The organism is Sandarakinorhabdus sp. (genome assembly GCF_040398665.1).
In the GTDB taxonomy this organism is placed as follows: Bacteria; Pseudomonadota; Alphaproteobacteria; order Sphingomonadales; family Sphingomonadaceae; genus Sandarakinorhabdus.
Map to the genome: position 1 here is coordinate 84,252 of NZ_JBBATQ010000009.1, position 17,926 is coordinate 102,177.

Annotated in this window: 18 protein-coding genes; 12 read left to right on the plus strand and 6 right to left on the minus strand. The window is 66.3% G+C overall.

The window, feature by feature from the left end:
- Positions 1–155 precede the first annotated feature (155 nt).
- The 5 genes from thrS to ABWP22_RS12030 all read left to right on the plus strand — a co-directional run bounded on the left by thrS (position 156) and on the right by ABWP22_RS12030 (position 5,957).
- On the plus strand, positions 156–2,159 hold the full coding sequence (thrS, locus tag ABWP22_RS12010) for a threonine--tRNA ligase (RefSeq protein ID WP_353200214.1): 2,004 nt from the start codon (positions 156–158) through the stop codon (positions 2,157–2,159).
- A 90-nt stretch (positions 2,160–2,249) separates the two neighbouring features.
- On the plus strand, positions 2,250–2,693 hold the full coding sequence (locus tag ABWP22_RS12015) for a c-type cytochrome (RefSeq protein WP_353200215.1): 444 nt from the start codon (positions 2,250–2,252) through the stop codon (positions 2,691–2,693).
- Position 2,694: 1 nt separating this feature from the next.
- Complete coding sequence (locus tag ABWP22_RS12020) at positions 2,695–3,588, plus strand: cytochrome c (RefSeq protein WP_353200216.1); 894 nt, start codon at positions 2,695–2,697, stop codon at positions 3,586–3,588.
- A gap of 133 nt (positions 3,589–3,721) precedes the next feature.
- On the plus strand, positions 3,722–5,239 hold the full coding sequence (locus tag ABWP22_RS12025; protein WP_353200217.1) for a TolC family outer membrane protein: 1,518 nt from the start codon (positions 3,722–3,724) through the stop codon (positions 5,237–5,239).
- Positions 5,240–5,330: 91 nt separating this feature from the next.
- On the plus strand, positions 5,331–5,957 hold the full coding sequence (locus tag ABWP22_RS12030) for an NAD(P)-dependent oxidoreductase (protein WP_353200218.1): 627 nt from the start codon (positions 5,331–5,333) through the stop codon (positions 5,955–5,957).
- Positions 5,958–6,022: 65 nt separating this feature from the next.
- Here ABWP22_RS12030 and ABWP22_RS12035 read toward each other — a convergent pair whose 3' ends face one another.
- From ABWP22_RS12035 to ABWP22_RS12050, 4 genes are all read right to left on the minus strand, one after another.
- Positions 6,023–8,044: a S9 family peptidase gene (locus ABWP22_RS12035; protein WP_353200219.1), complete on the minus strand. Its 2,022-nt coding sequence runs from the start codon at positions 8,042–8,044 to the stop codon at positions 6,023–6,025.
- A gap of 80 nt (positions 8,045–8,124) precedes the next feature.
- The gene (gene argB / locus ABWP22_RS12040) at positions 8,125–9,027 is read right to left on the minus strand and encodes an acetylglutamate kinase (RefSeq protein ID WP_353200220.1); all 903 of its coding nucleotides are present in this window, start codon (positions 9,025–9,027) and stop codon (positions 8,125–8,127) included.
- A 10-nt stretch (positions 9,028–9,037) separates the two neighbouring features.
- Complete coding sequence (locus ABWP22_RS12045) at positions 9,038–9,502, minus strand: hypothetical protein (RefSeq protein ID WP_353200221.1); 465 nt, start codon at positions 9,500–9,502, stop codon at positions 9,038–9,040.
- Complete coding sequence (locus ABWP22_RS12050; protein ID WP_353200222.1) at positions 9,499–10,368, minus strand: 3-hydroxybutyryl-CoA dehydrogenase; 870 nt, start codon at positions 10,366–10,368, stop codon at positions 9,499–9,501. The genes ABWP22_RS12045 and ABWP22_RS12050 overlap by 4 nt, the downstream gene beginning before the upstream one ends.
- A 49-nt stretch (positions 10,369–10,417) precedes the next feature.
- On the opposite strand from ABWP22_RS12050, the gene ABWP22_RS12055 reads away from it, so the two are divergent.
- Positions 10,418–11,197: an SDR family oxidoreductase gene (locus tag ABWP22_RS12055; protein ID WP_353200223.1), complete on the plus strand. Its 780-nt coding sequence runs from the start codon at positions 10,418–10,420 to the stop codon at positions 11,195–11,197.
- Positions 11,198–11,283: 86 nt separating this feature from the next.
- Complete coding sequence (locus ABWP22_RS12060) at positions 11,284–11,604, plus strand: hypothetical protein (RefSeq protein ID WP_353200224.1); 321 nt, start codon at positions 11,284–11,286, stop codon at positions 11,602–11,604.
- 148 nt (positions 11,605–11,752) lie between these two features.
- On the opposite strand, the gene ABWP22_RS12065 is transcribed toward ABWP22_RS12060, so the two are convergent.
- A complete protein-coding gene (locus tag ABWP22_RS12065; RefSeq protein WP_353200225.1) occupies positions 11,753–13,318 on the minus strand; it encodes a long-chain-fatty-acid--CoA ligase in 1,566 nt (521 codons plus the stop codon).
- Positions 13,319–13,414: 96 nt separating this feature from the next.
- Here ABWP22_RS12065 and ABWP22_RS12070 point away from each other — a divergent pair, with 96 nt between their 5' ends.
- The 4 genes from ABWP22_RS12070 to ABWP22_RS12085 are packed head-to-tail and all read left to right on the plus strand — an operon-like array spanning position 13,415 to position 15,942.
- Positions 13,415–13,726: a YggT family protein gene (locus ABWP22_RS12070; protein ID WP_353200226.1), complete on the plus strand. Its 312-nt coding sequence runs from the start codon at positions 13,415–13,417 to the stop codon at positions 13,724–13,726.
- Positions 13,723–14,592, plus strand: coding sequence for a bifunctional methylenetetrahydrofolate dehydrogenase/methenyltetrahydrofolate cyclohydrolase FolD (gene folD / locus ABWP22_RS12075; protein WP_353200227.1), 870 nt, complete (start codon positions 13,723–13,725; stop codon positions 14,590–14,592). Before ABWP22_RS12070 ends, folD begins: the two co-directional genes overlap by 4 nt.
- A complete protein-coding gene (locus ABWP22_RS12080; RefSeq protein WP_353200228.1) occupies positions 14,589–15,263 on the plus strand; it encodes a MarC family protein in 675 nt (224 codons plus the stop codon). Before folD ends, ABWP22_RS12080 begins: the two co-directional genes overlap by 4 nt.
- A gap of 13 nt (positions 15,264–15,276) precedes the next feature.
- Positions 15,277–15,942 (plus strand): SDR family oxidoreductase, encoded by a 666-nt coding sequence (locus tag ABWP22_RS12085; protein WP_353200229.1) that lies wholly within the window; start codon positions 15,277–15,279, stop codon positions 15,940–15,942.
- Between the two features lie 58 nt (positions 15,943–16,000).
- Here ABWP22_RS12085 and ABWP22_RS12090 read toward each other — a convergent pair whose 3' ends face one another.
- Positions 16,001–17,218, minus strand: a complete 1,218-nt coding sequence (locus ABWP22_RS12090; RefSeq protein WP_353200230.1) for an argininosuccinate synthase — start codon at positions 17,216–17,218, stop codon at positions 16,001–16,003.
- A gap of 194 nt (positions 17,219–17,412) precedes the next feature.
- On the opposite strand from ABWP22_RS12090, the gene ABWP22_RS12095 reads away from it, so the two are divergent.
- Entirely contained in the window at positions 17,413–17,829 is a 417-nt protein-coding gene (locus ABWP22_RS12095) for a DUF1801 domain-containing protein (protein ID WP_353200231.1), read from the plus strand.
- Positions 17,830–17,926: the final 97 nt, after the last annotated feature.

Here is a 17,926-nt window from a genome sequence, read left to right on the forward strand (position 1 = left end):
ACGGCGTTGTAGGCCAACAGACCGCCGGGCGGAAGGCTCGGGAAGCGCACACGCCCGCACGGCCGGCCGGTGCGAGATGGCGGTGGCGAGGCTGGTGAATTTTGGCTAAGCGCGGCGGGCTGCCGGCGTGGCAGCGCACTCGACCGAAGGCCATCATGTCCGATCTCATCGCCCTTACGTTGCCCGATGGTTCCACGCGTCAGGTGGCGCGCGGGACAACCGGTGCCGATGTCGCGGCCAGCATCGGGCCTGGCCTGGCCAAGGCGGCGATTGCTGCCAGGGTGGATGGCGAACTGGTCGATCTCAGCCGCCCGATCGAAGCCGACGCGCAACTGGCGCTGGTGACGGGCCGCGATGAGGCCGATGCGCTGGAGCTGGCGCGGCATGATTTCGCGCATGTGCTGGCCGAGGCGGTTCAGGGCCTGTTCCCCGGCACGCAGATCACCTTCGGCCCGTCCACCGACGATGGCTTTTATTACGACGTCGCGCCGCCGCCGTCGCGCGGGCCCTTCACCGAGGAAGACCTGCCGGCCATTGAAGATGCGATGCGCGCCATCATTCGCGCCGACAAGCCGCTGCGCCGCGAAGTGTGGAGCCGACAGGCGTTGATCGACCGTTGGGCTGCGCAGGGCGAAGCGTTCAAGGCCGAGTGGGCGGCGCAACTTCCCGACGGCGAGGAATTGAGCGTCTATTGGTCGGGCACAGACTGGATGGACATGTGCAAGGGGCCGCACCTGCCCTCCACCGGCAGGCTCGATCCGGCGGCCTTCAAGCTGACGCGCGTGTCGGGGGCCTATTGGCGCGGCGATCAGAACAACGCGATGCTGTCCCGCATCTATGGCACCGGCTGGCTCAACAAGAAGCAGCTCGATGCGCATCTGCTGCGCCTGGAGGAGGCCGCCAAGCGCGACCACCGCAAGCTGGGCCGCGAGATGGACTTGTTCCATCTGGAGGAAGTCGCGCACGGCAGCGTGTTCTGGCATCCGCGCGGTTTCGTGATCTATCGCGCGCTGGAGGCCTATCTGCGCCGCCGGCTGGACGCTGCGGGCTACCGGGAAGTGAAAACCCCGCAGATCATGGACGCGCGCCAGTGGGAGCAATCCGGTCACTGGGGCAAATATCGCGAGAACATGTTCGTCATCCCCGACGAAGTGCCCAACACCGAGGATGAAGGCCCGGTGGTGAGCAGCGACGCACAATGGATGGCGCTGAAACCGATGAACTGCCCGGCGCATGTGCTGATCTTCCGGCAGGGCATCAAATCCTACCGCGATCTGCCGCTGCGGCTGGCCGAAATGGGCTGCTGCCACCGCAATGAACCGCATGGCGCCCTGCACGGCCTGATGCGCGTCCGCCAATTCACCCAGGACGACGCGCATATCTTCTGCCGCGAAGACCAGATCGTCACGGAAATCGCGGCGTTCTGCGATCTGCTCGATGCGGTCTACAAGGATCTGGGCGGGTTCCGCTATGCCATCAAGCTGGCGCTGCGCCCGGAAAAGCGCTTCGGCAGCGATGCGATGTGGGACTGGTCCGAACAATCGATGCGCGATGCCGTCAAGGCCACCGGGCGCGACAACGCGGATTGGGGTTGGGAAGAACTGCCGGGCGAAGGCGCCTTCTATGCGCCCAAGCTGGAATTCCATCTGACCGACGCCATCGGTCGCACCTGGCAGGTCGGCACCATCCAGACCGATACGGTGCTGCCCGAACGGCTGGATGCGTCATTCGTGGGGGAAGATGGCAATCGCCACCGCCCGGTGATGCTGCACCGCGCCATCCTGGGCAGCTATGAACGCTTCATCGGCATCCTGATCGAACATTTCGCCGGCTGGTTCCCGGTGTGGCTGGCACCGGTGCAGGCCGTGGTCGCCACCATCGTTTCGGATGCGGATGGCTATGCCGAACAGGTCGCCGCCACGCTGGCCAAGGCCGGCATCCGCGTCGAAACCGACCTGCGCAACGAGAAGATCAACCTGAAGGTGCGCGAGCACAGCCTGCAAAAGGCGCCCTACATGCTGGTCGTTGGCCGTCGCGAAGCCGAAGAAGGCACAGTGGCGCTGCGCAGCCTGAACGGCGGCGAACAGAAGATCGTGCCGCTGGCCGAAGCCGTCGCCTTGCTGGTGGCAGAGGCGACGCCGCCCGATTTGCAGGCCTGAAATCATTTCTGCGCCAATTGCGCCATTGGCCGATCGGCGCGACAGGGGATATGAAGGATATAGCCGTAAAGGCCAACGAGGGAGATTCACATGCGCATGCTTGCTGCCGTTCTGGCCACCGCCATCATCCTGCCCGCCATTGCCCCAGCCGTCGCCTTTGCCGGCCCCCTGGAAGATCGCCAGGCGATCATGAAAGGCAATGGCCGCGACACCAAGCTGGGTGGCGACATGCTGAAGGGCGTGACCCCGTTCGATGCCGCCGTGGCCAACAAGATCCTCGCCAACTATGTCGCCGCCGCCAAGGCCTTCCCGGGGCGTTTCCCGGCCGGCAGCAACGGCGGCGATACCGAAGCTTCGCCGGCGATCTGGAGCAAGCCGGCCGAATGGAGGGCCGCCACCACCAAGTTCCAGACCGACACGATTGCCGCTGCCGCCACCAAGGTCTCCACCCAGCCCGAATTCGGCAAGGCGTTCGGCATGGTCACCGCCAATTGCAAGAGCTGCCACGAAGGCTTCCGCATCAAGAAGGACTGACATGCGAAGGCTGCTGGGCGGCCTTGCGGGGCTGATATTGCTGGGTGCGGTGGCGGGCTTCATCGTCACCGCGCCCCAGCGCCTGCCCGACGCCGACGTGGCGCAAGGCCCTGGCGATGCCGCGCGCGGGGCGCGCATCTTCTGGGCCGGCGGCTGCGCATCGTGCCACGCCGCGAAAGGCGCCAAGGGCAATGACCGGTTGAAACTGGGCGGCGGTGCCGTGCTGAAAACCGCGTTCGGCGATTTCCAGCCGCCCAATATCTCACCCGGTGGCGATGGCCTGGCCAACTGGACCCTGGCCGATTTCGACAATGCCATGCGCCGCGGCGTGTCGCCTGATGGCCGCCATTATTACCCGGCCTTTCCCTACACCAGCTATGCCCGCATGACGCCGGCCGACATCGCCGATCTGTTCGCCTATCTTGGATCCCTGCCGGCCGTGGCGGGCAAGCCGGCCGCCGGGGCCATGGCCTTTCCCTACAATATCCGGCGCGGCATCGGCCTGTGGAAACGCGTCTATCTGGACGCCGCACCGGTGGTGGCGCTGCCCGCCAAGGCCTCGGCGCCGTTGCGCGCCGGGCAATATCTGGTCGAAGGGCCGGGCCATTGCAGCGAGTGCCACAGCCCGCGCACGCCCTATGGCGGCGTGGACAAGGCCAGGTGGCTGGCCGGCGCAGCCGATCCCGAAGGGAAGGGCAAGATCCCCAACATCACGCCGGGCAAGCTGCGCTGGAGCGCCGCCGAAATCGCCGACTATCTGAAGACCGGATTTACCCCCGATTATGATTCGGTGGGCGGCACCATGGTGGAGGTGCAGGCCAACATGGCGCAGCTTTCCGATGCCGATCGCGCCGCCATTGCCGCTTATCTGAAGGCGGTGCCGGCCGTGAAATGAACCGAGATTTGGTCGTTGCTCAAATTTGCGGCCCGCGCCCCTTGGCCCGGCTGTGTCTTGCCTCTATATGGCACCCGCGGGGGCGCCGGCAGGCCGTGGTGAAACGGCTGGTCTGAACGAAGGAATGAAGTGAATGCAGACGCATAGCGCATCGGGGGGCCCGCAGGGGGGCACGCCAGCCCGCACCCGCATGATGGCCGCGCTGATTGCCGGCACGATGCTGTCATTGCCCGGTGGCGCCGCCGCCGAAACCCTGCAAGGCGCCTTGATCAAGGCGTATCAGACCAACCCGACGATCAACGCCGCGCGCGCCAACCAGATGGCCACCGATGAAAATGTGCCGTTGCAACGCGCCGATGGCCTGCCGTCGCTGCAGTTGAACTCCAACTTCAACGAAAACGTGCTGATCCCGGGCGGCCAGTTCATCATCATTCCGCGCACCGCGCAGACGCAGATGCAGCTCAGCGTGCCCTTCTATTCGGGCGGGCTGGTGCGCAACGGCCTGAAGGCCGCCGACGCCCGCGTCGCGGCCGGTGCCGAAACCCTGCGCGCCACCGAAGCCAGTGTGTTCAGCCAGGTGGTGGCTGCATACAACGACGTGATCCGCGACATGGCGATCGTCGAGCTCAACCGCGCCAATGTCAGCCAGCTTGGCGTGAACCTGCGTGCCACCGGCGATCGGTTCGAAGTGGGCGATCTGACCCGCACCGATGTCGCGCAATCCGAAGCCCGATTGAGCCAGGCCCAGGCCGATCTGCGCAACGCCGAAGCCAATCTGATCGCATCGAAGGAGCGTTACATCCAGCAGGTCGGCGATGTGCCCACCGATCTGGCCACGCCGCCGCCGCTGCCCAATCTGCCGGCCGACGTGACCGAAGCGGTGGAAACCGCCATCAAGGAAAACCCGGATATCGCCGCCGCCACTCGGAACAGCGAAGCCGCCGGCTATGACGTGCGCGCGGCGCGCGGCAGCCGGCTGCCGACCGTGTCCGGGTTTGGCACGGTCAGCCGCAATGACAATTTCGGCGGCGCCATCGTGCCGCCCGGCTTCCCCAAACAGCCTGCCTCGCAAACCTCCGCCGTGGTGGGTGCCCGGCTGGCGCTGCCGCTGTATCAGGGCGGCCGTCCGGCCGCGCAGATCCGCCAGGCCCAGGCGCGCCGGACCGCCGCGATGGAGAACCAGATCGGCACCGAACGCAGCGTCATCCAACAGGTTCGCGCCGCCTTTGCGAGCTGGCGCGCCAGCCTGGATGTGATCAAATCGGCGGAAGCGGCCATCGCCGCCAACAGTCTCAGCCTGGAAGGCGTGCGCGCCGAAAACGGCGTCGGCAACCGCACCATCATCGAAGTGCTGAACGCCGAACAGGAATTGATCAACGCGCGCGTCACGCTCGCCACCGCCAAACGCAACGCCTATGTCGCCGGTTTCACCCTGCTGGCGGCGATGGGCAATGCCGAAGCGCGCGATCTCGATCTGCAAGGCCTGCAGCTTTATGATTCGGGCGCGAATTACAAGGCGGTGCGCGGCCGGTTCATCGATTGGCAGGATCGCGATGCACCGGTGATCCGGTCCACCCGCACCGTATCCACCCCGCCGCAGGATGCCACGCCGGTGGCCGGTTCCGCCGCGCCGGCGCCGCCACAAGACTGACAAAAACGCCGGGTCTGCCAGACAGGCCTTGCGTACCGCACCGCAGCATGCGACATATTCACGCAGGGGCATCCCCCCTGGGGGCACTATCGTGCGGCTGTTGGTGATCGGGGCTTCTGGCCAGCTTGGCCGGGTGATCGTGGAAACGGCGTTGAACCGTGGCCATCATGTATCAGGGCAAAGCCGGCACCCGGCGCGGGTCCCACCCGGTGCCTTGCCGGTTGCGGCCAAGCCGGATGATGCCGATGTGCTGCACAAGGCCCTGCCCGGCCACGACGCGGTGATTCTTGCGCTGCGGGCCGGTCGTGCCACCCCGGACACATTGTTTTCCGATGCCACCCGCGCCCTGGTGCCAGCCATGAAGGCCGCCGGCATCCGGCGGCTGGTGGCGATCACCAGCGCCGGCCTGCGCGAAACCAGTGCGCGGGCGGGCTGGCTGTACAACCGGCTGATCTTTCCGCTGATCGCCCGCGACCGCCACCCCGACATGGCGGTGCAGGAGGAATTGATCGCCGCCAGCGACCTCGATTGGACCATCGTGCGCCCTGCCCCGATCACCGACGGCCCCCTGAAGGGCGGTCTGCATGCCGTCTGGCCGGTGCCGGAAAATGTCCGCGTCGCCGCCGTCACCCGCGCCGAAGTCGCCGAATTCGCCCTGGATGCGGTGGAACAGCAACGTTGGCGCCATGGCCGCCCGCTGGTCGGGCATTTCGCCTAAATCCGGTTGCGCACAGCTTGAAGCATTCCACGCCCTCCCCGCAAGGGGGAGGGAGCCAAAACGAATCAGCGCGCCGCAGCCGGTGCCAGCCGCGGCTTCAGCCAATCCACCCAGCGCCGCCACACATCACGGGCGCGGATCGGATCGGCAGGGCTGTGGCCGGGCACCGGATAGGCGACGAACGTCACCGGCACATTGTTGTCGGACAGCGCACGATAGAGTTTGTAGGCCTGCGGGATCGTCACCCGCCAGTCGCCGACATCAGCCATGATCAGCGTCGGCGCCTTGGCACGCCAGGCGAACTGGATCGGCGACTGTTTGGCATAGCTGGCCATATTGTCGCCGACGAACGGTGACGGGCCATATTGGCCGGCGCGGGCGCGGTTGTTGTCCGCCGTGGTATATTGATCGAGAATGTCGGTGACCGGCGCCCCCGCCACGGCGGCGGCCCAGGCATCGGGATAATTGCCGATCAGCCAGCTGGTCATCATGCCGCCATAGGACCAGCCGGACACCGCCATGCGGCTGCGATCGATCAGGCCGCGCTGGTCGAGGCTGGCCACCCCGGCCATGATATCGCGGCCCGGCCCGGCGGCGGCATCGCGGATGATGGCTTCCTGAAAGACATGGCCGCGGTTGTTGCTGCCGCGATAATTGGGCTCAAGCACCAGCCAGCCCTGCGCTGCGAGGATATGCGCCGAAGTGCTGAACGACTGGCGCGATGCCGCCACCGGCCCGCCGTGGATATACAGCACCAGCGGCAGTTTCGTGCCCGGCTTGTAATCGGGCGGATAGGTGAGGACGCCATCGGCGGTATAGCCATCGCTGGCCCAGGTGATTGTCTCCTGCCGGCCGAGCGTGAGGCCGTCCGTCGCGGTCTGCACTTTGGTCAGCACCGCCGGTCTTGCCTTGATCGTCGGCATCACGAACAGTTCGGGCGGCCGATCCGCCGTGGTCGCGGTGAAGACGATTCCGCTGCCCTGCACCGCTGCCGTCACCGGATCGAGATCACCCAGATCGAGCCGCGTCGCCTTGCCGCCGCGCGCCACCCACAGACCGCCATGCGTGCCGTCGGTGCCGGAAAGCAGCAGCGACTGGCCATCGGCCAGCCAGCCGACGAGTTCGACATCGACATCAAGATCGGGGGCGGCGTCACGGGCCGCGCCGCCGGCCAGGTCCGCCACCATCACCCGGCTTTGTTGCGCGGCAATGCCGCCGCGCGGGGAGACAAAGGCGACGCTTCTGCCATCGGGCGACAGGCGCGGCCCCGATTGCCGCGTGGCGCCCGGCAACAGCGCGCGCACCGTGCCGGTCGCGACCTCGACGCTGGCCAGCCGGCTGCTGTCGGTATCGCCGGTGGCGGCAGTGGCGGCCTGCTGGAAGATGATGCTGGTGCCATCCGGCGACCAGTTCAACTGTGACGGCGGCCCCGACGGCGGCAGTCCGACGGGGATCGACTGCGGCCCGCTGGTCACCCGCCGGGCGACGGCATCGGCCAGCGTCACCATCCAGATGTGGGTGGGCCGGCGCGCGACACGATCGAGAAAGCTGTTGTTGCCCACTTCAAACGCGTCTTCGAAGCGGGCTTCGCCGGTGCGTTCGGGTTCGTCATCGGCGGCGGCATAGGCCAGCGCCGCGCCATCCGGGCGCCAGGCGAGGTGGGTGATCGTCGTCTTGTGCGCGGTCACCTGGCGGGCATCGCCGCCGCCCATCGCCATCACATGCACCTGCGCGCGGCCGGCACTGTCGTTGGCCAGAAACGCAAGGGCACGGCCATCGGGCGCCCAGCGCAGGCTGCCGACGCCGCGCCGATCGACGGTGAGCACCCGGCTCGCCTTGGTGGCGACATCGATCAGTGTGAGCTGCCCATCCCAGCGATTGTCCACCAGATTGGCGCGGCCGATCACCACCGCCACCGATTTGCCATCGGGCGACAGCTGCGGATCAGACAGGCGCACGATCCGGGGCAGATCATCCGCCGAAAAGCGCCGCGCTTGCGCCAGCGCCGGCTGCCCGATCAGCAGTGCGGCGCCGGCAAAAGCCAAAAACCGGTGCAGCACGCGAAGCGGCGTGATGGTGATGTGCATGAAATCCCCCCTGTTTGGCGAAATGCTAGCAGCACGGTGTTGCCACAGCAATCGCGGGGATCGGCAGCCGAAGGCGGTCTTCAGCCCGCCCGCACCAGCGTGCCGGCGCCCTTGCGGGTGAAGATCTCCAGCAGCAGCGCGTGCGGCACGCGGCCATCGAGGATCACCGCGGCATCCACCCCGGCCGCCACCGCGCTCACGCAGGTTTCCAGTTTCGGGATCATGCCGCCGGTGATGGTGCCATCGTCGATCAGGCCGGCAATCGCCGCCGGCGACAGATCGGTTTTCAGCGTGCCATCCTTGCCGAGCACGCCGGCCACATCGGTGAGCAGGAACAATCGCGCCGCGCCCAGCGCGCCGGCAATGGCGCCGGCCATGGTATCGGCGTTGATATTATAGGTGTGGCCATCCGCGCCCACCGCCACCGGCGCGATCACCGGCACGATGCCGGCCGCTACCAGCGTATCGATGATGCTGCGATCGACGCTGGCCGGTTCGCCGACAAAGCCGAGGTCCACCGCCTGTTCGATGGCGCTGCCGGGGTCCTTTACCGTGCGTTCCACCTTGGTCGCGGTCACCAGCCCGGCATCCTTGCCGCTGATGCCAACGGCCCGGCCGCCGGCCTGGGCGATGTGCGCGACGATTTCCTTGTTGATGCTGCCGGCCAGCACCATTTCGGCGACTTCAGCCGTCGCCGCATCGGTAACACGCAGGCCATCGACAAAGCGGCTTTCGATCCCGAGCCGCTTCAGCAGATTGCCGATCTGCGGCCCACCGCCATGCACCACCACCGGGTTGATGCCCACGGCTTTCAACAGCACGATATCCTCGGCGAAATCGCGGGCGCGCTCGGCATCGCCCATGGCGTGGCCGCCATATTTCACCACGAAAATCTTGCCGGCATAGCGCTGCAAATAAGGCAGGGCCTCGATCAGCGTTTCGGTCTTGGCCAGCATGTCGGGGTGGGGGGCGTGTGCGCTCATCGGCTTGGCCTTATTGGGGATGGCTGGGCATTTCCAGCAGCAATTTCCCGTGCACCGGCACCGCCGCCCACTGCACCGACACATCGGCAATGCGCGCCCGGATCGCCGCCAGCAGCGCGCCGGTGATCGGCAACGGCGTGTCGCCGCGTTCTTCACAGGTGACGGCATAGAGGGCGATGAACTCGGCGTCCGGCAGTGCCGTCTGGCTCCAGCCTTCGCCCTGGAACATCTCGACCAGCCGCTCGACGCTTTCAGCCGACGATATCCCCAGCGCTGCGCGTTGCCCGCTGTCGCCGCCGTGCGCAATCAGCCGCAGGAAGCCCGCCGCTGTCACCTCGGCCTCCACCGCACAGTGAAACATGTCGTGCGGGATGATGCCCTGTTTCGGGCAATCGATCGGCGGGCGGGGTCCATCGCTGGCCACGATGTCCAGCCGGTCATATTTGCCGCTGCCCTTGGTGAAGGTCAGTCTCATCGTGTCGGCACAGGCTCCGGCCCACTGTAATCATAGAATCCGCGGCCCGATTTGCGGCCCAGCCAGCCGGCCTCGACATGTTTCACCAGCAGCGGCGCCGGGCGATATTTGGGATCGCCTGTGCCGGCCTGCATCACCTGCATGATCGAAAGCAGCGTATCCAGGCCGACGAAATCGGCGAGCGCCAGCGGCCCCATCGGGTGATTGGCGCCCAGTTTCAGCCCGGCATCGATATCGGCGACACTGCCGACACCATCGCCCAGCGCAAAGATCGCCTCGTTCAGCATCGGGCACAGCACGCGGTTGACGATGAAGGCCGGCGCGTCGCCCGCCAGGATCGCCGTCTTGCCCAGCTTGGCGGCAAAGCCCTGCATGGTGGCCGTGGTGGCGGCGGACGTGGCAAGGCCGGGGATGATCTCCACCAACGCCATCAGCGGCACCGGATTGAAGAAATGCAGCCCGCAAAACCGGTCGGCCCGGCCAGTCGCCGCCGCCAGCCTTGTGATGGAGATGGACGAGGTATTGCTGGCCAGCAGCGCGTCCGGCTTCAGCACGTCGTTCAGGCCGGCGAAAATCTTGCCCTTGATGGCCTCATTCTCGGTGGCGGCTTCGATCACCAGATCGGCGGCGGCAAAATCGCCATTGTCGGTGGTCAGGCGGATGCGGGCGATCGCGGCGTCGGCTTGCGTCTGCGTCAACACGCCCTTGCCCACCTGCCGCGCCATGTTCTTGGCAATCGTGGCGCGCGCCGCTTCACAGCGTTCCATCGCCACATCGGACAGGATGACGTCATAACCGGCCTGCGCCGCCACATGCGCGATGCCGTTGCCCATCAGGCCCGCGCCGATCACCCCGATGGTCTGCATGATATTGTCCTGTCTTGAAGTGCGTGTTGGTCGGCGCGATAGCAGGCGCATGACCAGACTGGAAGGCAAGACCGCGCTGATCACCGGCGCCGCGCGCGGCATCGGCGAGGCGATTGCCCGGCGCTTTGCCGCCGAGGGCGCGTGCGTGTGGGTCACCGATATCGATCCGGCCGGTGCAGCGGTGGCCGCCAGCATTGGCGGGCAGTTCGCGCTGCTCGATGTGCGCGATGAAGCGGCGTGGGATGCCGTGATGGCTGCGGTCGGCGGGCTCGACATCCTGGTCAACAACGCCGGCATCACCGGATTTGAAGGCGCGCCTGCCGCCCATGATCCCGAACATGCCAGCCTGGCCGATTGGCGCAGCGTTCATGCGGTCAATCTGGATGGCAGCTTCCTGGGCTGCCGCGCCGCGATCCGCGCGATGCGCCCCAAAGCCACTGGCAGCATCATCAACATCTCGTCACGCTCCGGCCTGGTCGGCATCCCGGCGGCGGCGGCCTATGCCAGTTCCAAGGCGGCGGTCAGGAACCACACGAAGACCATGGCGCTGTGGTGCGCACAGCAGGGCCTCGCCATCCGTTGCAACTCCATCCACCCGGCCGCGATCCTCACCCCGATGTGGGAACCGATGCTCGGCACCACGCCGGCCGAACGGGAGGCCGCCACACGCGCCTTCGTCGCCGACACGCCGCTGAAACGCTTTGGCACTTCGGACGAAGTCGCCGCCATGGCCGCCTATCTGGCCAGCGACGAAAGCGCCTATGTCACCGGCAGCGAATTCCACATCGATGGCGGCATATTGGCCGGTTCGGCGGCATCGCCGGGATAGCCCGAAAATAATGTCGTCGATCCGGGCCGCGAACGGGAACCATGGCCGTCTTGCACGGTTTGCTTGCACCAGAGGAGTGCAAGACCATGAAAATCACCATCGCCCGTTTCCTGCTGATCGCTGCCCTGCCGGTGGCGCTGACCGCCTGTTCGAAGACCACCAAGGAAGAAACCAGCCAGGCCGCCGAATCGGCCGCCGATGACGCCGCCGCCAACACCAAGGCCGCTGGCGACGCCATGGAGCAATCGGCTGAAAACGCCGGCAACGCCATGGAAAATGCCGCCGACAAGGCCGGCAACGCCATGGAACGCGCCGGCGACAAGGCTGCAGCCGCTGCGGCTGACGCCAAGCAGAACACCGGCGAAACGCTGGAAGAAGCCGGCAAGGACATGCAGAAGCCGAACTGAGGCTGATGCCGGTTCGATGGAAGGCGGCCCGGCGATTGCCGGGCCGCCTTTTTTTGGTTCCGAATTGATTGCATTTGGTCGGAGCACGGCTCCCTCCCCCTTGCGGGGAGGGCGTAACGCGCTTCAACTGTGCACGATCTGTTCCAGATCAATTCACCTTGCGCTCGCGCCCGGCCCAGAACGGCTCGCGGAGATCCTTCTTCAGGATCTTGCCGCTTGGGTTCCGCGGCAGCGCGTCGATGAAATCCACGCTCTTGGGCACCTTGAATCCGGCGATGCGCACCCGCGCAAACGCGATCAGCTCGGCGGCGGTCACCGCGCCTTTCTTCACCACCATGGCCTTCACCGCTTCGCCCCAGCGCTCATCGGGCACGCCGATCACCGCACAATCCAGCACCAGCGGATGTTCGTGCAGGGCATTTTCCACCTCGGCCGGATAGATATTCTCGCCGCCCGACACGATCATGTCCTTCACGCGATCGTGGATGTACAAATAGCCATCTTCATCCAGGTAACCGGCATCGCCGCTGTGATACCAGCCATCGACAACCGCCTTGGCCGTGGCTTCGGGCTTGTTCTGATAGCCGCTCATCACGCTGACGGAGCGGATGCAGATTTCCCCCACCTCGCCCGGCCCCAGCACGCCGCCATCACCATCGATGATCTTCACGTCATTGCCGGGCAGCGGCTTGCCGCAGCCGCGCATGCGGGCGTTGCCGGCGGGATCATGATCGGCGGGCGACAGGCTGACCACGGTGCCGCAGGTTTCGGTGGCGCCATAGCATTGGATGAGGCCGGCATTTGGAAAGGCCCGCATCGTGCGGCGCAGCACATCCAGCGGGATCGGTGAGGCGCCATAATAAAGCTCGGTCAGGCTGGTCAGATCCGCCGGCGCGGTTTCCAGATGGTTGCAGATCGCCAGCAGCACCGCCGGTACCGCGAACATCCGGGTGATGCGCTCGCGTTCAATCGCTTCGACCATGCCGGCCACATCGGGGCGCGGCAGGATCACCATCGCCGCGCCGGCCTCCAGCGCGTGCAGCGCCCAGCCGGTGCCGCCGATATGGAACAGCGGCATGGCGACCAGCGCGACGTCATCCGCGTCCCACCGCCCCCAGGCTTCACCGGTCAACTGGCCCTTCTCGATGGTGCCGAGCAATTGCCGGTGGCTGAGCAGCGCGCCCTTGGGAAAGCCGGTGGTGCCGCTGGTATAAAGTTGCAGCGCCACATCATCGGGCGAAATCGCCGGCATGGCGGCATCGGGAACATGGGCGGCCACAGCAACGGCAAAGGCCGGGCGGCCATGATGGTCGGCATCGAGCAGGACGACATGGGCAAGGCCGGTGGCGGCCTGCGCATCCTCCACCAGCGGCAGGAACGCGGTTTCCGACACGATCACTTCGATGCCGGCGTCCGACAGCACATAGGCAATCTCGCGCGCCACCAGCCGGGCGTTGATCGCCACCAGCACCGCGCCCAGCCGGAAACAGGCGCACATCAATGTAAGATAATCGGGATGGTTGAGCGCCAGCCAGCCGACGCGGTCGCCGTGCTTCACCCCCAGGCCGCGCAGCATCGCCACGCTGCGCAGCACGCGATCATGGAATTGCGCCTGGCTCCACACCGCACCCTCCACGCGGATGGCGGGTCGATCCGGCGTGGTGGCGGCAAAATGCGCGCTGATCTCGGCCAGCGTGGCAAAGCGTGTGGACATGAACGATCCTCCCCGCAGGCGGTTGTGCCGCGTGCCGGTTGTTTTGGCCAGAGTTTCAATTGCGGCGCGCCGGCCTGCACGGTAAAGCCCTCGCCCATGGCCAACACCACCCTCGCGCTCGTCAACATCTTCATCATGATCACCCAGGTGCTGATCTGGGGATTGGTGGTGTGGGCGATCTCCAGTTGGCTGGTCGCCTTCAACATCATCAACGCCTACAACCCGGTGGTGCGCGCCATCCTGAATGGGCTGGACCGCGTCTATGCACCGCTGGTGCGCCCGATCCGCCGCATCCTGCCGGATTTCGGCGGCATCGATCTGTCGCCGGCCGTGCTGTGGCTGATCCTGGCCGGCCTGCAGCAACTGGTGCCGGCGCTGGTGATGGATAGCGGGCTGCTGTTGCAGTGAGTGCAACTCTGATCGACGGCAAGGCGCGCGCTGCGGCGCTGCGCGCCGAGGTTGCGACGGGCGTTGCCGCCTTTGTGGCGGCGCATGGCCGCCAGCCTGGCCTGACCGTCGTGCTGGTTGGCGATGATCCGGCCAGCGCCGTCTATGTGGGATCAAAAGGCAAGGCGACCCGCGAGGCTGGCATGATCTCTGGCGAACATCGCCTGCCGGCCAGCACCAGCGAAGCCGATCTGCTCGCGCTGGTCACGCGCCTGAATCGCGATCCTGAAGTTGACGGCATATTGGTGCAGATGCCGCTGCCGGCGCATATCGATAGCGACCGCGTGATCGCCGTCATCGATCCGGCCAAGGATGTCGATGGCCTGCACCCGATCAACACCGGCCTGCTGGTGAGCGGCCGCCCGGGCCTGGTGCCGTGCACGCCCAGTGGCTGCCTGATGCTGATCGAGGACGCGATTGGCACCATCGCCGGTGCCGAAGCGGTGGTGATCGGCCGCTCCATCCTGGTCGGCAAGCCGATGGCCGCGCTGCTGCTGAACAAGAGCGCCACCGTGACCATCGCCCACAGCCGCACCCGCGATCTGGCCGCGCATGTGACGCGCGCCGATATCGTGGTGGCCGCTGTCGGCATCCCCGGCATGGTGCAGGGCGAATGGATCAAGCCCGGCGCCTGCGTGATCGATGTCGGCATCAACCGGATCGCCCTGCCCGATGGCAAGAGCCGGCTGGTGGGCGATGTCGATTTTGACAGCGCCGTCACCCGCGCCGGCTGGATCACGCCGGTGCCGGGCGGCGTCGGGCCGATGACCATCGCCTGCCTGCTGGCCAACACGCTGTCGGCCGCGACCGCACGGGCCGCGACATGACCGAATTTGCCCTGAATGGCCCGCTCGTCCAGCTGTTCATCTCGGCCTTTGTCACGCTGTTCGTGGTGATCGATCCGCCGGGCTGCGTGCCGATCTTTTCCAGCCTCACCGCCGGCACGAGCAGTGCCCACCGCACCCAGATGGCGATCCGCTCCTGCCTGATCGCGGCCGGCGTGCTGGTCGCCTTTGCGCTGGGCGGTGAAGCCTTTCTGTCGGCGCTGGGCATCACCCTGCCGGCGTTCAAGATTGCCGGCGGCATCATGGTGTTCGTGATCGCCATCGACATGGTGTTCGAAAAACGCACCCAGCGCCGCGAAAGCCGCGCCGAGGAAGTGAAATCAACGGCCGCCGCATCGGGCAAGCCCCTGGAAGAAGAAGATATCAGCGTCTTCCCGATGGCGATTCCGATGCTGGCCGGGCCGGGGTCCATCGCTTCCGTGATGCTGCTCAGCGCCCGCACCGGCGGCGATGTCGCCAGCGAATTCGCCGTGCTTGCCGCTCTGGTGGCAGTGCTGGCCCTCACCTTCCTGTCGCTGCTGGCGGCCGGGCCACTGATGAAGCTGATGGGCGCCAAGTTCGAAGGCGCCCTCACCCGCTTGCTCGGCGTCGTGCTGGCGGCACTGGCGGCGCAGTTCGTGATCGATGGCATCAAGCAGAGTTTCAATCTTTAAGGACATGCAGCCCATGAAATCCACCCTCATCCTCGGCGCCTCGCGCGGCATCGGCCTTGGTCTCACCAGCGAACTGATCAGCCGCGGCTGGCAGGTGACGGCCACGCACCGCAGCCCGGCGCCCGAACTGGCCGCCACCGGCGCCCGCTTGGCCGTGGCCGACATGGATGATGATGCGACGCTCACGGCGCTGGCGGCCAGCCTGGCCGGTGAACGCTTTGATCATGTGCTGATCAACGCCGGCATCACCGGACCGCGCAGCGAGACGGCCACCAATGTGTCCCGCGATGCCATGGCCCAATTGTTCTGGACCAACGCCATCGCCCCGATCCGCGCCGCCCGCCTGCTGTTGCCATTGATCAAGGACGGGGGCAGCATCGGTTTCATGACGTCACGACTGGGCAGCGTCGGCAGCCGCGACCATGGCTATGCCGAACTCTACAGCGCGTCCAAGGCCGCGCTCAACAGCCTGACCCGCGGCTTTGCCGTGCAGGATGTCGGCAGCCGCGATATCGCCGTGCTCAACCTGCACCCCGGCTGGGTGAAGACCGCCATGGGCGGCGACGGCGCCGACATCGACGTGGCGACCAGCGCCAAGGGCCTGGCCGATGTGATCGAAACCGTGCGCGGTCCCGGCCAGCGCTATCTGGACTACACCGGCGCGACGATCCCGTGGTGAGACCGCGCGGCGGTTGAACGCCCCCTCTCCCGCTTGCCGGCGAGGGGGATTCACCGGCCTACCGCCCGTCGCGCCGCCCCAACAACCGCAACCGCAACGCATTCAGCTTGATGAAGCCGGCGGCATCGCGCTGGTCATAGGCACCACGGTCATCCTCGAAGGTCACGATGCCGGCCGAATAAAGGCTGTTCGGCGATTTGCGCCCCACGACGCTGGCGCTGCCCTTGTACAGCTTCAGCCGCACCGTGCCGCTCACCTTGGCCTGGCTGTGATCGATCGCCGCCTGCAGCATCTCGCGTTCCGGTGAGAACCAGAAGCCGTTGTAGAGCAGCCCGGCATATTTGATCGCCAGCTCATCCTTCAGATGCGCCGCGCCGCGATCGAGCGTGATCTGCTCGATACCGCGATGCGCCAGATGCAGGATGGTGCCGCCCGGCGTTTCATACATGCCGCGCGATTTCATGCCGACAAAGCGGTTCTCCACCAGATCGAGCCGGCCGATGCCGTGGCGCTTGCCCAGCTCGTTCAACTTGGCCAGCAACGTGGCCGGCGACATTCCCTCGCCATTCACCGCCACCGCATCGCCGCGTTCGAAATCGACGGTGATATACTCCGGCGCGTCCGGCGCATCCTCCGGGTGATCGGTGCGGCTGTAGACATAGTCCGGCACTTCTTCCCACGGGTCTTCCAGCACCTTGCCCTCGGACGACGTGTGCAACAGATTGGCATCCGTGCTGAACGGGCTCTCGCCGCGCTTGTCCTTGGCAACCGGGATCTGATGCTGTTCGGCAAAGGCGATCAGCGCCTCGCGGCTGGTGAGATTCCATTCCCGCCACGGCGCGATGATGCGGATATCGGGCGCCAGCGCATAATAGCCGAGCTCGAACCGCACCTGATCATTGCCCTTGCCGGTGGCGCCATGGCTCACCGCATCGGCGCCGACCAGCTTGGCAATCTCGATCTGGCGCTTGGCAATCAACGGCCGCGCGATCGAGGTGCCGAGCAGATATTGGCCTTCATACAGCGCATTGGCGCGCATCATCGGGAACACATAATCGCGCACGAACTCCTCGCGCAGATCGTCGATGAAGATATTCTCCGGCTTGATCCCCAGCAGCAACGCCTTCGCCCGCGCCGGCTCCAGCTCCTCGCCCTGGCCCAGATCGGCGGTGAAGGTCACCACCTCGCAGCCATATTCGGTCTGCAACCATTTCAGGATCACACTGGTATCCAGCCCGCCCGAATAGGCGAGAACGACCTTGTTGACTTGGGACATCGGCGGTTCCTTGAACATCGTGATTCGTGTGGCGGCCTTGTGCGGCGCGCGCAGCGATCCTGCAACAGTCGCCCCTCTTCTCCCCTCCCTTTCAAGGGAGGGGCCGGGGGTGGGTGCGCGCCACATGCCCCACGCAACGCCGCCAATGCGCAGCCGCCCAACCGATGCTATATCTCCCACACGGGGAGGACATCATGGCCGAAAACAAGACCCAGCCCACCACGCAAGACGTCGCCGCCTTCCTGGCCGCCCTCGAACCCGCCCAGCGCCGCGCCGATGCGCACGCCATCTGCACCCTGCTCGCCGAAATCAGCGGCACCGCGCCGGTGCTGTGGGGCAGCATCATCGGCTTCGGCCGCTACGACTACACCTACGCCAGCGGCCGCAGCGGCACCGCCCCCCGCCTCGGCTTCGCCCCACGCAAGGCGCAGCACGTGATCTATCTGATGGACGGCTTCGACGGCCACGCCGACCTGCTGGCGCGCCTGGGCAAGGCCACCACCGGCGTGTCATGCCTCTATGTGAAGAAACTCGCCGATATCGACGTGGCGGTGCTGACCGAAATGGCGCGGCAGTCTTGGGCGATGATGGCGGCGCGCTATCCGGCGTAAGAGAAGAACAGCCTTGTCGCCCCGGACTTGATCCGGGGCGGCGGGCAGGGACTCGTCCCTGAACCCGTTTGTTTTGGAGCCACCCTCCCCTCCACAC

Coding starts and splice junctions, on each gene's coding strand:
- ABWP22_RS12045 (WP_353200221.1), bottom strand. CDS start 9,502: ATGAGACTGACCTTCACCAAGGGCAGCGGCAAATATGACCGGCTGGAC.
- ABWP22_RS12020 (WP_353200216.1), top strand. CDS start 2,695: ATGCGAAGGCTGCTGGGCGGCCTTGCGGGGCTGATATTGCTGGGTGCG.
- ABWP22_RS12085 (WP_353200229.1), top strand. CDS start 15,277: ATGAAATCCACCCTCATCCTCGGCGCCTCGCGCGGCATCGGCCTTGGT.
- ABWP22_RS12015 (WP_353200215.1), top strand. CDS start 2,250: ATGCGCATGCTTGCTGCCGTTCTGGCCACCGCCATCATCCTGCCCGCC.
- ABWP22_RS12060 (WP_353200224.1), top strand. CDS start 11,284: ATGAAAATCACCATCGCCCGTTTCCTGCTGATCGCTGCCCTGCCGGTG.
- ABWP22_RS12095 (WP_353200231.1), top strand. CDS start 17,413: ATGGCCGAAAACAAGACCCAGCCCACCACGCAAGACGTCGCCGCCTTC.
- ABWP22_RS12070 (WP_353200226.1), top strand. CDS start 13,415: ATGGCCAACACCACCCTCGCGCTCGTCAACATCTTCATCATGATCACC.
- ABWP22_RS12090 (WP_353200230.1), bottom strand. CDS start 17,218: ATGTCCCAAGTCAACAAGGTCGTTCTCGCCTATTCGGGCGGGCTGGAT.
- ABWP22_RS12065 (WP_353200225.1), bottom strand. CDS start 13,318: ATGTCCACACGCTTTGCCACGCTGGCCGAGATCAGCGCGCATTTTGCC.
- ABWP22_RS12055 (WP_353200223.1), top strand. CDS start 10,418: ATGACCAGACTGGAAGGCAAGACCGCGCTGATCACCGGCGCCGCGCGC.
- thrS (WP_353200214.1), top strand. CDS start 156: ATGTCCGATCTCATCGCCCTTACGTTGCCCGATGGTTCCACGCGTCAG.
- argB (WP_353200220.1), bottom strand. CDS start 9,027: ATGAGCGCACACGCCCCCCACCCCGACATGCTGGCCAAGACCGAAACG.
- ABWP22_RS12025 (WP_353200217.1), top strand. CDS start 3,722: ATGCAGACGCATAGCGCATCGGGGGGCCCGCAGGGGGGCACGCCAGCC.
- ABWP22_RS12035 (WP_353200219.1), bottom strand. CDS start 8,044: ATGCACATCACCATCACGCCGCTTCGCGTGCTGCACCGGTTTTTGGCT.
- ABWP22_RS12080 (WP_353200228.1), top strand. CDS start 14,589: ATGACCGAATTTGCCCTGAATGGCCCGCTCGTCCAGCTGTTCATCTCG.
- ABWP22_RS12050 (WP_353200222.1), bottom strand. CDS start 10,368: ATGCAGACCATCGGGGTGATCGGCGCGGGCCTGATGGGCAACGGCATC.